At 65.2% G+C, this 14648-nt stretch carries 14 protein-coding genes, 1 tRNA gene and 1 pseudogene; 11 read left to right on the top strand and 5 right to left on the bottom strand.

Annotated elements, in window-relative coordinates; all coding sequences use genetic code 11:
* Window positions 1-18 precede the first annotated feature (18 nt).
* From VLR48_RS06290 to VLR48_RS06280, 3 genes and pseudogenes are all read right to left on the bottom strand, one after another.
* Window positions 19-171 carry a DUF3096 domain-containing protein gene (locus VLR48_RS06290; protein ID WP_245731873.1) on the bottom strand — a complete coding sequence of 51 codons (153 nt, stop codon included), beginning with the start codon at window positions 169-171 and terminating at the stop codon, window positions 19-21.
* A 12-nt stretch (window positions 172-183) separates the two neighbouring features.
* Window positions 184-315: pseudogene (locus tag VLR48_RS06285) on the bottom strand (DUF3096 domain-containing protein); the annotation flags it as partial.
* Between the two features lie 215 nt (window positions 316-530).
* The gene (locus tag VLR48_RS06280; RefSeq protein WP_325290957.1) at window positions 531-1238 is read right to left on the bottom strand and encodes a type 1 glutamine amidotransferase; all 708 of its coding nucleotides are present in this window, start codon (window positions 1236-1238) and stop codon (window positions 531-533) included.
* Between the two features lie 166 nt (window positions 1239-1404).
* Between VLR48_RS06280 and VLR48_RS06275 the strand changes: the two genes are divergently transcribed.
* The 3 genes from VLR48_RS06275 to VLR48_RS06265 are packed head-to-tail and all read left to right on the top strand — an operon-like array spanning window position 1405 to window position 5727.
* Window positions 1405-2076: an ABC transporter ATP-binding protein gene (locus VLR48_RS06275; RefSeq protein WP_325290956.1), complete on the top strand. Its 672-nt coding sequence runs from the start codon at window positions 1405-1407 to the stop codon at window positions 2074-2076.
* A gap of 4 nt (window positions 2077-2080) precedes the next feature.
* On the top strand, window positions 2081-4651 hold the full coding sequence (locus VLR48_RS06270; protein WP_325290955.1) for an FtsX-like permease family protein: 2571 nt from the start codon (window positions 2081-2083) through the stop codon (window positions 4649-4651).
* On the top strand, window positions 4651-5727 hold the full coding sequence (locus tag VLR48_RS06265) for a carotenoid 1,2-hydratase (RefSeq protein WP_325290954.1): 1077 nt from the start codon (window positions 4651-4653) through the stop codon (window positions 5725-5727). Before VLR48_RS06270 ends, VLR48_RS06265 begins: the two co-directional genes overlap by 1 nt.
* Window positions 5728-5992: 265 nt before the next feature.
* On the opposite strand, the gene xseA is transcribed toward VLR48_RS06265, so the two are convergent.
* Window positions 5993-7372, bottom strand: coding sequence for an exodeoxyribonuclease VII large subunit (gene xseA, locus VLR48_RS06260; protein WP_325290953.1), 1380 nt, complete (start codon window positions 7370-7372; stop codon window positions 5993-5995).
* A 123-nt stretch (window positions 7373-7495) separates the two neighbouring features.
* Here xseA and guaB point away from each other — a divergent pair, with 123 nt between their 5' ends.
* The 5 genes from guaB to VLR48_RS06235 all read left to right on the top strand — a co-directional run bounded on the left by guaB (window position 7496) and on the right by VLR48_RS06235 (window position 12457).
* Window positions 7496-8962: an IMP dehydrogenase gene (gene guaB, locus VLR48_RS06255; RefSeq protein ID WP_325290952.1), complete on the top strand. Its 1467-nt coding sequence runs from the start codon at window positions 7496-7498 to the stop codon at window positions 8960-8962.
* A 271-nt stretch (window positions 8963-9233) separates the two neighbouring features.
* Window positions 9234-10808 carry a glutamine-hydrolyzing GMP synthase gene (gene guaA, locus VLR48_RS06250; protein WP_325290951.1) on the top strand — a complete coding sequence of 525 codons (1575 nt, stop codon included), beginning with the start codon at window positions 9234-9236 and terminating at the stop codon, window positions 10806-10808.
* 145 nt (window positions 10809-10953) lie between these two features.
* Window positions 10954-11448: a tRNA adenosine(34) deaminase TadA gene (tadA, locus tag VLR48_RS06245; protein WP_325290950.1), complete on the top strand. Its 495-nt coding sequence runs from the start codon at window positions 10954-10956 to the stop codon at window positions 11446-11448.
* A gap of 62 nt (window positions 11449-11510) precedes the next feature.
* Window positions 11511-11600: transfer RNA gene (locus tag VLR48_RS06240), tRNA-Ser, on the top strand.
* Between the two features lie 389 nt (window positions 11601-11989).
* Complete coding sequence (locus VLR48_RS06235) at window positions 11990-12457, top strand: hypothetical protein (RefSeq protein ID WP_325290949.1); 468 nt, start codon at window positions 11990-11992, stop codon at window positions 12455-12457.
* A 99-nt stretch (window positions 12458-12556) separates the two neighbouring features.
* Here the strand turns inward: VLR48_RS06235 and VLR48_RS06230 are convergent, their stop codons facing one another.
* The gene (locus VLR48_RS06230) at window positions 12557-12733 is read right to left on the bottom strand and encodes a hypothetical protein (RefSeq protein ID WP_325290948.1); all 177 of its coding nucleotides are present in this window, start codon (window positions 12731-12733) and stop codon (window positions 12557-12559) included.
* Between the two features lie 338 nt (window positions 12734-13071).
* Here VLR48_RS06230 and VLR48_RS06225 point away from each other — a divergent pair, with 338 nt between their 5' ends.
* The 3 genes from VLR48_RS06225 (at window position 13072) to VLR48_RS06215 (ending at window position 14514) form a co-directional block, all read left to right on the top strand.
* Entirely contained in the window at window positions 13072-13572 is a 501-nt protein-coding gene (locus VLR48_RS06225) for a class I SAM-dependent methyltransferase (RefSeq protein WP_325290947.1), read from the top strand.
* An 87-nt stretch (window positions 13573-13659) separates the two neighbouring features.
* Window positions 13660-14010: a hypothetical protein gene (locus VLR48_RS06220; protein WP_325290946.1), complete on the top strand. Its 351-nt coding sequence runs from the start codon at window positions 13660-13662 to the stop codon at window positions 14008-14010.
* Window positions 14011-14013: 3 nt separating this feature from the next.
* Window positions 14014-14514, top strand: coding sequence for a glycosyltransferase (locus VLR48_RS06215; protein ID WP_325290945.1), 501 nt, complete (start codon window positions 14014-14016; stop codon window positions 14512-14514).
* The last annotated feature ends 134 nt before the right edge of the window (window positions 14515-14648 follow it).

The following is a 14648-nucleotide window of genomic DNA, read 5'->3' as shown; positions in this document are numbered from 1 at the left end:
TGCCGCTCCGGACGCGGTTTAGATACGTATGACCCCGGCCTCGAGCAAACCTACGAGGATTAGATAGATCCCGATGACATAGTTGAGGATGTTGGGCTTGACCAGGATGAGCACACCGGCGACCAGCGCGATGATGGGCTGCGCCTTCACCGCCTGCCCCTGATAGACCAGCAGGAGCCCGAGCGCCCCGACCGCGAGCAGGTAGGTGGCAACGGCGTAGTTGAGGACGCGCGGAACGATCAGGATGATCAGGCCCGCCACGATCGCGAGCGCGGCCTGCAACGGCCACTGCACGAGGAAGCTCGGGATCTCCATCGGTGTGTCACCTCTGCTGGTTGAGTTGAAGCCCGAGGCGCAGCATCAATTCCCAGTGTAGCGGTGGAGAGATTCCGAGACCGTCGGAGATCATCTTCGTTGTCGTAATCGACCGTCGATTAGGACAACGACAACGACAACGAAAGGTCTCGAAACATCTGCCGTGCTGCACTAGGGGCCGCCGGGACTCGGGGCCATTTGGGAACAATCGAAAATCAGGGGCTCGCCGGTCCGACAAGATCGTCCAGGATTCGGCCCATCAGCCGATTGGCCTCGGCGTAGACGGCCGCATCGACCCCGCGAATCGCCGCCTCGGTCTGGATCCAGGGCGCGGGCACGAGCTCGTCCCGGCAGTGATCGAGGATCGCCGCGGCGCTCTCCGCCGTGGTTTCCAGGTGGAACTGGAGCCCGACCACCTGCCGGCCGATGCGGAACGCCTGGTTCTCGCAGGCCGCGCTGCGCGCCAAGCGCACGGCGCCGGGCGGTAGATCGAAGGTCTCGCCGTGCCAGTGGAAAACCAGGCTTTCGGCCGGAAAGCCGCAGCAGGCTTCACCCGGGGGTGCGTCCTCGGAAACCCCATGAATGGGGAACCAGCCGATCTCCTTCGCGGCATTGGGAAAGACGCGGGCACCGAGTGCGTCGGCGATGAGTTGCGCCCCCAGGCAGACCCCCAGCACGCGGACCCCGTGCGCGATCGCCTCGCGTAAAAACTGCTTCTCGTCGCGCAGCCAGGGCAATTGCGCCTCGTCGTTGACGCTCATCGGACCGCCCATCACGATGACCAGATCGATGCCGGCGACCGGCGGGAGCAAGCCGTCTTCGTAGAAGCGCGTGTAGTCCGGGATCACGCCGCGCGCCGCCAACCAAGGCGCCATCGCGCCGATGTCCTCGAACGGGACGTGTTGCAGGACCTGAACCCTCATGGATCGCCTCTTTGGCCGGTGGTCATGTCGGTCGCGGCCCGCTTCGATGTCGGCTACGGGCGGAAGTCGGCCAATTTGAACCGCAAAGGCGCGAAGGACGCAAAGGGTTTTCGGGTTCCGCCTCGATATAGAATGGCGCCCGCTCATGACCGGATGTAGATCACCGATGCTGTCTATCGAAAACCTCTCGAAGCGTTTCGACGCCTCGCTAGATCACCCCCTCTTCGCGCAGGTCTCTTTGAACCTCTCGCCGGGCGAATCGGTCGCCGTGATGGGCGAGTCCGGCGTGGGCAAGTCGACCCTGCTCAACTGCATCGCGGGTCTGGAGACGGTCGACGGCGGCCGCATCCGCTTGCGCGACACCGAGGTGACCGCGCTCGACGAGGACGCCTGCTCGCGGCTGCGTCGGCGCGAGCTGGGGTTCGTGTTCCAAGCGTTCCATGTCCTGCCGCACCTGACCTTGGCGCAGAACGTTGCCCTGCCTCTGTGGCTGCTCGACGAGAAGGAAGCAGTCGCCGATCGGCGCGCCCGAGCCATGCTCGAGCGGGTCGGACTGGGTCGGCGCGGCGACGACTGGCCGCGTCATCTCTCGGGCGGCGAGCTTCAACGAGTCGCCATCGCTCGCGCACTGGTGCATGCGCCGGCGGTCGTGCTTTGCGACGAGCCGACCGGAAACCTCGACCCGGAACGCGCGCAGGGTGTGCTCGAGTTGCTGTTCGAGGGCATCCACAACGCCGGTGCCATCGGGATCCTGGTCACGCATTCGCGCGCGGCGGCCGCCCATGCCGACCGCATCCTGCGCCTGACCGCGAGCGGCCTGGTCGAGGATGCGGGATAAGACGATGGGCCTCCTCGGATCCGGCAACAGTGCTGCACTACGGCATGTCTTTCTCGCCAGTCTTCGGCGGCGGCGCCTCGCGACCGCACTGTCTCTGCTCGCCATCGCGCTCGGCGTGGCGCTCGGGCTGGCAGTGCAGCTCATTCATACCGCCGCGCTCGACGAGCTCGATCGCGGGATGCGCCTGCTGAGCGGGGATGCCGATCTGCAGGTTGTCGGTCCGCGCAGCGGCTTCGACGACGCGGTCTATGCGCAGATCGCCCTGCATCCGACGGTGGCCGCGGCGAGCCCGCTCCTGGAGATTCAAGCCCGGCTGCCGGGTCGCGAGGAGACGCTGCGGGTGTTCGGGATCGATCTCTTTCGCGTTGCTCAGGTCACGCCTTCGTTGCTGCCCATCGTCGAGACGGCAGCGGCGGATGACGACGATGCCGAAGGGTCCGACGCGGATCGGCCCGATCGACTGGCCGCACTCCAGCCCGACGCCCTCTTCCTGAGCCCTGCCGCGGGCACGCGACTCGGGCTCGGTGCCGGGGATGCGATTGCCGTTCAGGTCGGGCTCGGCGAGGCGCGTCTGCGGTTTGCAGGCGCCGTGCCAGGCGCCGGGGTCGGGCAAGTGCTGGCCGTGATGGACATCGCCGGTGCCCAGCAGACCTTCGATCGGATCGGTCGCCTCACCCGAATCGATCTGCGTCTCGCCCCGGGGATCGAGCGCGGGCCGGCGCAGGAGCAGCTGCGCACCCTGCTGCCGCCGGGCGTCACCCTGCTGACCCCGGAGGAGACCGCCTCCGAGGTCACGGGCGTGTCGCGCGCCTACCGGGTCAATCTGACCATGCTCGCGGCCATCGCGCTCCTGACCGGCGGTTTCCTGGTCTTCTCGACACAGTGGCTCGCGGTCGTGCGCCGGCGCCGCGAATTCGCCTTCCTGCGCGCGCTCGGGCTCGACCGCGGGAGCCTGCGGCGCGGGTTGCTGGCGGAAGGCGCACTGCTGGGGCTCGTCGGCGGCCTGATCGGCGTGATCCTGGCCTATCTGCTGACCGCAATCGCCTTCCGCCTGATCGGCGGCGATCTGGGCGCGGGTTTCTTTCGCGGCGTCGCCCCGCAGTTGCGCGTCGAGTCGGTGCTGACCCTGGCCTATCTCGTGCTCGGCGTGCTCGCGGGCGTGGCCGGCGCCTGGCTGCCGGCGCGAGAGGCCGCGCGGATGGTGCCCGCGCGCGGCCTGCGGGCGGGCGACGAGGCCGAGGTCTATCAGGCGCGTCCGCGCTGGGGTGCGGCACTGATCGCCCTGATGCTGTCCGGGCTGCTCTGTCTGCTGCCGCCGGTCGGCGGCGTTCCGGTGTCGGGTTATCTGGCCGTCGCACTCATCCTGATCGGTGCCGTGCTCGCCATCCCCGGTGCTACGGTCGGGGCGATGCGGCTTCTGCCGGTGCGGGGCTCGCTCGTGACCCGACTGGCGCGGGCGCGACTCGCCGCCGCTCCGGGTCAAGCGGTCGTGGCCGGTGTCGGGGTCGTCGCCAGCGTCGCCTTGGCGGTCTCCATGGCCATCATGGTCGACTCCTTCCGCGACTCGCTGGACGACTGGCTAACCCGGATGCTCCCCGCCGATCTCTATCTGCGCGCATCCGACTCGGGCGCGAGCGGCTATTTGGATCCGGATGCCGTGGCGCGGGTGGCCGCACTGCCGGGCGTCGAGGCGGTGCGCCCGGTGCGCTTCGAGAGCCTGCGCATCGGCGAGGTGCGCGAGGCGATCGCGCTCATCGCCCGCCCGGTGCAGGACAGCTCGGGCCTTCCGCTCGTCGCAGGCACGCTCGATCCGCCCGCCGGGTCGGGCACGGAACCGCCGACCTGGATCTCGGAGGCGATGGCCGATCGGCTGGGCCTCGGGATCGGGGATCCGCTCGCCCTGCCCATCGGCGAGCAGCTGCAGATCTTTCGCATCGTCGGCATCTGGCGGGACTATGCACGCCAACAAGGAGCGGCGGTGATCGAGCTGGAAACCTTCCGCGCCTTGACCGGCGATCGGCGCACCAACGATCTGGGCCTGACCCTGACGCCCGGGACGGATCCCGTCGGGGTCATGACCGCTATCCGCGCAACACTCGGCGATCGGGTCAGCGAAATGATCCTGCCTGGGGAGCTGCGCGCCATGATCCTCCAGGTCTTCGATCGCACCTTCCTGGCGACCTACCTGATGCTGGCTGTCGCGGTGACGATCGGTCTCTTCGGCATCGGGACTACGTTCGCCGCGCTCGCGACCAGCCGCCAAAAGGAGTTCGGGATCCTGCGCCACCTGGGCCTGCCGCGCCGCCGGATCGGGACGCTTCTGGCCTTGGAGGCCGCACTGACCGCCGCGGTCGGCGTCGGTGTCGGTCTCGTCGCCGGCGGGGCAATCGCGCTGGTGCTGATCCAGTTCATCAATCCCCAGAGCTTTCACTGGAGCATGGACATGCAGCTTCCGTTCGGCCTGCTGCTGATCTTCGGCTCGACGATGATCCTGCTCGCCGCGCTCGCCGCCCGACTCGCCGGTGGGCAGGCGATGCGACAGGACGCGGTGCTCGCGGTGCGGGAGGATTGGTGATGCGCGCGTGGTGGTTTTCGCTGGTCCTCGTGTTCTTCTGGCCGACCACGTCCGTCTCGGCAAGCGACTTCGCGCCGGTGGTCGAAGGTCGGCCCTTGATCTTTCCAGCGGACACGGGCGCGCATCCGGGGTTCCGCACCGAATGGTGGTACATCACCGGCTGGCTGACCGACGAGACGGGCACCGAGCGTGGCTTCCAGGTCACCTTCTTCCGGGTCGGGACCGGTATCGGCGCGGACAACCCGAGCCGCTTCGCACCGCGCCAGCTCATCCTGGCCCATGCGGCGATCGCCGATCCGGCCACCGGAGCCCTGATCCATGCCGAGCGCGTCGAGCGTGCGCTCGATCCCTTGGCCGGTGCAGCCGTCGGGCGAACCCGCGCCTGGATCGGCGATTGGGAGCTGGTGCTGGATGAGGCCGGCACGCAGTATCGAACCCGAATCAGGTCCGACGCCTTCGACCTGGACCTTGCGCTGGTTCCGCCGGGACCGCCCGTCCTCAACGGCCGCGAAGGCTTCAGCCAAAAGACGCCGAACCCGAGCAACGCGAGCTACTACTACAGCCGCCCGCAGCTCGCCGTCGGCGGGCGTATCCGCATCGAGGGGGCAGACCTGAAGGTCAGCGGGCACGCCTGGCTCGACCACGAGTGGTCGAGCGAGATCATGCCGGCGCAGGCCCAAGGCTGGGATTGGATGGGCATCAACCTGCACGACGGCGGGTCGCTGATGGCGTTTCGGATGCGCAGGGACGACGACTCGGCACTCTGGGCGGCCGCGACGCTGCGCGAGGGCACGGAGCCGGCGCAGATCCTCGCGCCCGAGCAGGTGCGCCTACTTCCTCGGCGGCGCTGGCAGTCGCCCCGCACGGGCGCCGAATATCCCGTGGAGTGGACCCTGGAGATCGACGGCCGGACGCTCCGACTGGAACCTTTTATCGACGACCAGGAGCTCGACGGCCGACGCTCGACCGGCATCGTCTATTGGGAAGGCGCGGTCAGGGTTTACGAGGGTGAGCAGGAGATCGGACGCGGGTATTTGGAGATGACGGGGTATGCGGATCGGCCCGACAACCTCTGAGAATAAACCGCGTCCGGCGTGACATGTGAGGATCGAGCGGGCACTTGGGATCCCTGGGACTGGCGAGGTCGGCGTTGACGCGGTTTATGATTTTCGATCGGGAGGAGAAGCCGAAGTTGTGCCGAGCCGTGCGAGGCACAGCCAACTGTCGTCGTGTAGGTGCGAATTTATTCGCATCTACAGCTCGTAGGTTGGGCAAAGCGCAGCGTGCCCAACCCGCGCCAGCATCGCAGGGAGCCGTTGGGCACGCTGCGCTTTGCTCAACCTACTTGTTCCCGTTTCCGTTTTCGGGCTCGACGATTGCAGTGAATCGGCCCTTCGCGAGACGTGCCTCGATGCGCGTGCCCGGCGGGGCCTGCTCGGGTGCTCGCACGATCTCGCCGTCCGGAAGACGGGTGACGATGGCATAGCCGCGGGCCAGCGTCGCCAAGGGACTGCGGGCCTCCAATCCAGCGACGGCGCGCATCAATCGCTCGCGCCGGGTCTCGGAGAGCCGCGCTCGGGCGCGGGCGAGACGCTCGGCGAGCGCAGCGACGGCGATGCCGAGCCCATCCAACCGTCGCCCCGGCGAGGCGAACAAGAGGCGCGCCGCGGCGGGGCGCAATCGAGACTGCGCCCGCGCCAGCCGATTCGACAGGAGCGAGACCAAGCGCTGCTCAAGCTGATCCAGACGCTGCGCACGCTGTTGCAGACGCGCGGCCGGGTGAAGCAAAGCTAAATGACGCACGACGGCGTTCAGCCGTTGGCGGACGGCGAGCCGATGACGCGCATGGGCCGCGTCCAGGCGCCGGGTCAATGCGACCAAGCGATGGCGCAGATGCTCGCCCGAGGGCGCCACCAGCTCGGCCGCCGCCGAAGGGGTCGCCGCACGCCGGTCGGCGACCAGATCGGCGATGCTGATGTCGCTCTCATGCCCCACCCCGGTGACGACCGGGATGGCGGAGGCGCGAATCGCGCGCGCGAGGGCCTCGTCGTTGAAGGCGTTGAGGTCTTCGAGCGAACCCCCGCCGCGGGCCAGGATGAGCACGTCGCACTCGGCACGGGCGTTGGCCGCCGCCAACGCGGCGCGGAGCGACGCCGGTGCGGCCTCGCCCTGCACCTGCGCGGGATAGATGACCACGGGCAAGGCCGCGAACCGCCGCTTCAAGACCGCGAGCAGATCACGCACCGCGGCCCCGCCGGGCGAGGTGATCAGACCCACCTGTCGCGGAAAAGCCGGAATCGGCCGCTTGGCGGCCTCTTCGAATAACCCTTCCACCGCCAGCTTGCGCTTCAAGCGCTCGAACTCGAGTCGGAGCGCACCCTCGCCACCCGGCTCCATGTAGTCGATCACCAACTGAAAATCGCCGCGCGGCTCGAAGAGCGTCGCCCGACCGCGGACCAGCACCTCTTGACCGTTGGTCGGGCGGAAACTCAGGAGCATCCGCTTGGGCCGAAACATGGCGCATCGCACCTGAGCCGCCGCATCTTTGAGGGTGAAGTAGATGTGACCGGACGCCGGCTGGGCCAGATTCGACAGCTCGCCTTGGACCCAAAGCACGGGGAAGCTCCCGTCGAGCACCGCCCGCACCTCGCTCGCGAGGCGGGCTACGCTGTAGATATCGCGGTGATCGTCGAGGGCACGGACAGGTCGTTCGAGCAGCATGGGCGGGATTCGCAATCGAAGGCTTCGATGACGTTGGCGTCGGACGGAGTTTACCTGCGCCCGTTGAAATTCTATACTTTCGGGTTACTTTCCTGTTCTGGTTACTGATTGCGGAGCCTCCCCATGCGCCTGATCCAGGAAGCACTCACCTTCGACGACGTCCTCCTTGTCCCGGCGCACTCGCGGGTGCTCCCGAACGAGGTCGATTTCCAGACCCGGCTGACGCGCGACATTGCGCTCAAGATCCCGCTTGTCTCGGCCGCAATGGATACGGTCACGGAGGCGCGCCTGGCCATCGCAATGGCGCTGGAAGGCGGCATCGGGATCATCCACAAAAACATGAACGCCGAGCGCCAGGCCCGCGAGGTCATGGCGGTCAAACGTTACGAGAGCGGCATCATCCGGAACCCCATCACGGTCGGCCCCGGGACCAGCATCGGCGAGGTGCTGAAACTGACCCACGCGCACAACATCTCGGGCGTACCGGTCACGGAGAACGGGCTGCTGGTCGGCATCGTCACGGGGCGGGATCTACGTTTCGAGACCCGCATGTCCGAGCCGGTCTCGACCATCATGACCCCGCAGGAACGCCTGGTGACGGTGCGCGAAGGGGCAAGCCGTGAGGATGTGGTGCGACTCCTTCACGAGCATCGCATCGAGAAGGTGCTGGTGATCAACGACAAGTTCGAGCTGCGCGGTCTCATCACGGTCAAGGACATCCAGAAGGCGAAGGACTTCCCGAAGGCCTCGCGCGACGCCCAGGAGCGGTTGCGCTGCGGCGCGGCCGTGAGCGTCGGCAAGGGAACGGACGAGCGCGTCGCCGCCTTGGTCGAGGCCGGGGTGGACGTGATCGTGGTCGATACGGCACACGGGCACTCGCAAGGTGTGCTGGATCGGGTCGAGTGGGTCAAGGTCCGCTATCCGGAGGTCCAGGTCATCGGCGGCAATATCGCCACTGCGGATGCAGCCCGTGCACTGGTCGACGCAGGTGCCGATGCCGTGAAGGTCGGGATCGGACCCGGCTCCATCTGCACCACCCGCATCGTCGCCGGTGTCGGCGTCCCGCAGATCACCGCGGTCGCCAACGTCAACGAGGCGTTGGAAGGGACGGGTGTCCCGCTGATCGCCGACGGCGGTCTGCGTTTCTCCGGAGACGTCGCCAAGGTCATCGCCGCCGGCGCCAACAGCGTCATGATCGGCGGACTCTTCGCCGGTACGGACGAGGCACCGGGAGAGGTCGAGATCTATCAGGGACGCTCCTACAAGTCCTATCGCGGAATGGGCTCGCTTGGCGCCATGGGCTCGAACGAGGGGTCCAGCGATCGCTATTTCCAAGAAGATACCGAGAAAGAAAAGCTGGTCCCGGAGGGTATCGAAGGGCGCGTACCCTACAAGGGCAGTGTGCTGAACGTCATTCACCAACTCGTCGGCGGTCTGGGCTCGAGCATGGGCTACACCGGCTGTGCGACGATCGAGGAGATGCGCACCAAACCGCAGTTCGTGCGCGTGAGCTCGGCCGGGATGCGCGAGTCGCATGTCCATGATGTGCAGATTACGAAAGAGGCGCCCAATTACCGGATCGACAATTGATTTCGTGCGCCGGATTGTGCTTTGGACACAATCCGGCGCACGAAATCAAGGTGCTTTTTTAAGGTTGCCCCGGCGTACTGCTAGGTGATTTCCGGGAACAGAACGACCGGCGTGTAGGTGCGAATTTATTCGCATACGCAGCCATTCGGGCCTTTCCGGCATACGCAGTCGGGATGCTTGCTCCCGAAAATCGCCTTAGAGATGCCGTTGCGACCGATCATCGATTTCCTCTCTCCTATTCCCGCCCCCCTTTCGGAACCATCGCCCAATCATGACCAATATCCACGCCGACCGCATTCTGATCCTCGACTTCGGGTCGCAATACACCCAACTGATCGCGCGGCGGGTGCGCGAGGCCGGGGTTTACTGCGAGCTGCACCCACATGACATGGGTGCGTCGGCGATCCGGGGGTTTGCGCCAAGTGGTGTCATTCTGTCCGGCGGTCACCAGTCCGTCCATGATGACGAGACACCGCGCGCCGATCCGCTGGTGTTCGATCTGGGCGTGCCCGTGCTGGGCATCTGTTACGGCATGCAGACAATGGCTGCGCAGCTCGGGGGCAGTGTCGCGCCGGCGACCCATCGCGAGTACGGCTATGCCCAGGTCCGAGCACGCGGGCACTCGCGCCTGTTGCGCGACATCGAGGATCACACCAGCCCGGAAGGTTACGGCCTGCTGGATGTCTGGATGAGCCACGGCGACCGGGTCGAGGCCCTGCCGGCGGGCTTCCAGGTCATCGCCGAAACCGCCAATGCACCGCTGGCCGGCATCGCAGACGAGGAGCGCCGCTTCTACGGCGTGCAGTTCCATCCCGAGGTCACACACACCCGCCAAGGCCAACGGATCATCGAGCGCTTTATCCACGAGATCTGCGGCTGCGGACGTCTCTGGACCCCCGGCAACATCATCGAGGATAGCATCGCCAAGGTGCGCGATCAGGTCGGCAGCGACGCCGTCCTGCTTGGACTCTCGGGCGGCGTGGATTCCAGCGTCGTCGCCGCGCTGCTGCACCGCGCCATCGGCAGCCAGCTGACCTGCGTCTTCGTCGACAACGGCCTGCTGCGACTCGGCGAGGGCGATCAGGTCATGAGCACCTTCGCGCGCCACATGGGCGTGCGGGTGATCCGAGTCGATGCCGAAGACCGTTTCCTCGGCCGGCTCAAGGGCGTGACCGACCCGGAGCAGAAGCGCAAGATCATCGGCAACACCTTCATCGAGGTGTTCGACGACGAGGCGAGCAAGCTCGCCAACGTTCAGTGGCTCGCCCAAGGCACCATCTACCCGGACGTGATCGAATCCGCCGGGGCCAAGTCCGGCAAAGCCACCGTCATCAAGTCGCACCACAACGTGGGCGGCCTGCCGGAGGAGATGAACCTCAAGCTTGTCGAGCCCCTGCGCGAGCTCTTCAAGGACGAGGTGCGAAAGATCGGCGTCGAGCTCGGCCTGCCCTCCGAAATGGTCTATCGTCACCCCTTCCCCGGACCCGGCCTCGGCGTGCGCATCCTGGGCGAGGTCCACAAGGAGGACGCCGTCACCCTGCGCAAGGCCGACCACATCTTCATCGAGGAGCTGCGCCGCGCCGACCTCTATGATCAGGTCTCCCAAGCCTTCGCCGTCTTCCTGCCGATCCGCTCCGTCGGCGTCGTCGGCGACAACCGCCAGTACGCACACGTCATCGCGCTGCGTGCGGTGGAAACACTCGACTTCATGACCGCCCGCTGGGCCCACCTCCCCTACGACTTCCTGGATCTGGTGTGCCGGCGCATCGTCAACGAGGTCCCCGGCGTGTCCCGTGTCGTCTACGACATCACCGGCAAGCCGCCGGGGACGATCGAGTGGGAGTGACCGCGCGGCGTAGAAGTGCGTAACCAAACGAGAGCACCGGCGTAGGCGCAGGATGGGTAGAGCGCAGCGAAACCCATCGTCCCCTCTCCGACGCTCGAGAGATGCGCAACCGCCCAATCCGTAAGCCGCTCGGGCCAACCCATCGATGGATCCTTCAAAAGAGACCGACGAGCACTGGATGCAACTGGCCTTGACCCTCGCCAACCGCGCCGCGGCGGAGGGCGAGGTCCCGGTTGGCGCGATCCTGGTCCTGAAGAACGAGCTCATCGGCGAAGGCTGGAACCGTCCAATCGGCGCCCACGACGCAACCGCCCATGCCGAGATCCAGGCCCTGCGCGACGCGGGACTTCGCATGGGCAACTACCGCCTCCCCGACACGACCCTCTACGTCACCCTCGAGCCCTGCGTCATGTGCGCCGGGGCCATCATCCATGCGCGCGTCGGCGAGGTGGTCTTCGGAGCGGCGGATCCGAAGGCAGGCGCCTGCGGAAGCCTCTTCGACCTCCTGCCGTCGGACGGGCGTTTCAATCATCGCACCGGATGTCGCGGAGGCATCCTCGCCGATGCGTGCGGCGAGACGCTGCGTGGCTTCTTCCAATCCAGGCGCCGAAGGCAGGCGATCCCGACGATAGACAAGTAAGGTTTCGCGACTTACACTTAGCGGCTTGTCGAAAGCGAGCAACTCGCGCGACCGACAATCCTGGAGAGGTGCCGGAGTGGCCGAACGGGCTTGACTCGAAATCAAGAGAAGGCGCAAGCCTTCCGTGGGTTCGAATCCCACCCTCTCCGCCATATAGATTTGCAACACGCTGTAAAGATTACTTTTTCTTGACAAGAAGCGCGATTTTCCCCACATTTCGCCCCACACTGTGACATGGATAGCCGCGTTTTTGACCTTCGCTTGACCCGACAAACGGCACCTCGGTGAGCGGGTCCGACACAGGTCAATTCCATCAGGATAACGATACTCCGATAACGACAGCGGGATTATGCCTCGGAAGATTCGAGCCATTGCCGGGTCGATTCCGATGCAAGAACAACAACCGCCATAGCGGAGCGGAAAACGTTAGACCGCCGGGGCTCGAAACCTGTCCCCCGGCAAGACTCGGCAGAGGGACCCGTGAGTTCAGGACAGCGACGCCTCGCTTGGGTCGCCCGTCTCGGATCGGGAGCGCCGCCCGATGTGGCGCGCGGCAGGCAAGGCTCGACCCGGCACGGCGGGGCGAGACAAGGCAGCCAAACAAGAAAAGAATATCATGAACGGAACGACAGCGATCGTCGCAGTTATCCCCGCCGCCGGAGCCCTTCAGGGGTGCGCAACGATTACCAGGGGCTCGACCCAAGAGATCGCCGTCGACTCTACCCCGCAAGGCGCGCAAGTCCAGACCACCGGCGGCGCGAGCTACACCACGCCCGCGGCTGTCAAGCTCAAGCGCAACATCTCCCACAAGCTCGACTTCACCGCGCCAGGCTATAAGCCCGCGTCCGCCGTCGTCACGCCCTCGATCTCGGGCGGCGGAGCTGCGGGTATGGCCGGGAACATTTTGCTCGGAGGCATCATCGGTGGCGCGATCGATGCCGGGTCCGGGGCGATGTATGACCTCGCGCCCACTCGCGTGCATGTTGTGATGACCAAGATGGAGGAATAACCATGCTTGGCCTTCAAGACACGGTGATCCTGATTTTCGGCCGAAGTGCCGCGGCTCGAAACCTGTCCCCTGGGTAGGACCCACCAGCGGGACCCACGCCTACCCTGCGGCCTCGCCTGCGTCGGCAGAAGAGGTCGCAGCCGCCGCCTTCGTCATGCTGGTGATGCCGCTTGCGCCGATGATGCCGAGCGCCGCGCGGAGCTTCAGGTTAGGGTCGTGCCGGTACTCAAGTAGCGCTTCCAGGACGTCGAGCGCGCGGTGCGTCAGATCGGCCATGCGACCGATTACCTCAGCGTTAAAGAAAAGGGGCCAAAGAAAAGCAAAGAAAAGGGGCCAGGCCGCACTGGCCCCTTTTCCCTGTGGTGACGACGACCTGGTGTTGCGCGCAAACCGTTGGTGACTGCCTGGCGTCGGTCGCGGGCCAGTCGTACGCGGATCGATCGACCGCGATCAGTGGTAAACTGCAACCCCGTACATCCCGATAATAAGCGCACTGCTCTCGCTACTTTTGCCCGAGCAAAGGCTTGCCGGCCGATCTTATGAAAAAATGAATCTAGCTGTTCGCAAGCGCTTAGAGAACAACAAGCCATAACAGAGAGGAGATTTCCGAAAGCATGACAGCAAATTTCGACGGCGCGGACTTCCACAACAAGGCCGACGGTTTCTCTGATCCCACTCAGCGACCCGTCAGCCCGGAGCAAAGGCTAATTTGGCAGGAAGCGAACCGGTCCTGGTGGTCATCCAACCCCATGCGCTATGACTGGCGCAGCGAGATCCCTTGGCCCCGATACAGCCCCGAGTACTTCGCCGAGATCGACGCCCGTTTCTTCGACTCCGCGCGCCATTATATGCCCTGGCAGGAGCTACCCTTCGAGCGGGAGATTCCCTACGGGGAACTACCAAGACTCGATGTGCTGGAAATCGGTGTCGGTCAGGGCTCGCACGCCGGCCTGATCGCCCCGCGTGCTCAATCATTCACCGGCATTGACCTCACTGCACCTGCGATCGAGGCGACCAGCCGTCGCTTGGAGCAGATGGGATTAACCAATGTCCAAATCCTGCAAATGGATGCGGAGGAGATGGCCTTTCCCGACGCGAGCTTCGACTTCATCTGATCATGGGGCGTTATTCATCACTCGGCGGACACCCGTCGCATCCTCGAGGAAATGCACCGTGTCCTGCGCCATGGGGGGAGAGCGAATGTGATGGTCTATCACCGCTCATTCTGGAACTACTACGTCATCGGCGGGCTGCTCAAAGGGCTCGTTCAGGGGCGTCTATTGCGAGGCAACTCCCTGCACGCAGTCAACCAGCACGCCACCGACGGGGCCATTGCTCGCCATTACCGGCGGCCAGAATGGCGGGTCCTGGTTGAAGACCTGTTTCGGATCGACGAATTTCGCGTCACCGGGCTCAAGGCCGAGGTTATCCCCATCCCCGCCAGCACCCTCAAAGAATGGTTGGAGGGCCACCTACCTGACGGCTTCACTCGTTTCTTGACCAATACTCTCGGCTGGGGCTCCTTCCTCACCATTCGCATGACCAAGCGCTGAGTCATGAAGATCCTTGCACTGGTCCCAGAGGCACATGGTGGCTTTGGGGGTATCTCCGTTTACAACCGAGACCTCATCGACGCCTTTTGCGAACTGCCCCATGTCGACAGCCTGACCCTGTTGCCACGCCGCCTGCGCGAGGCCCCTCAAGGCTTACCTGACAAGGTTGATCTGGTCAAAACCGCTGCAAATGGCCGGATTGCCTACAGCCTCGCAGCCCTGAAAGCGGCCGGGCAGCGTTATGACTTCATTCTTTGCAGCCATCTCTATCTGCTGCCTTTCGCCAAATTGGCCCAGCGCGGCAGGGCAATTCCAATTTTGGGGGTGCTTTACGGTGTGGAGGCTTGGGCGCCAACCGGTCGCCTCTTGGTCGACCGGCTAGCCCGGAACTGCACTGGTCTGATCGCCATTTCCGCCTATACCAGGGACCGGTTTCGCGCATGGTCCGGTGCGGCGGAGCAAAAAATCCATATCTTACCGAACGCACTGGATCCAGCGGCCTAGTAACGATTCAAAAACAAGTTAAACATGTTAATAAGCGAACCCATTCGGATCGATGAGGTAGTTCCATTGCCCGTTCACGCGGTCATGGCGAATGAACCGATCCTTGACGTCGCGAAAGGTGTCGGAGCACGTGC

Source organism: Thiocapsa sp. (assembly GCF_035467215.1).
Classification (GTDB): domain Bacteria; phylum Pseudomonadota; class Gammaproteobacteria; order Chromatiales; family Chromatiaceae; genus Thiocapsa.
The sequence above is the reverse complement of the archived record's forward strand: the minus strand, read 5'-3'. Positions and strand labels throughout refer to the sequence as shown.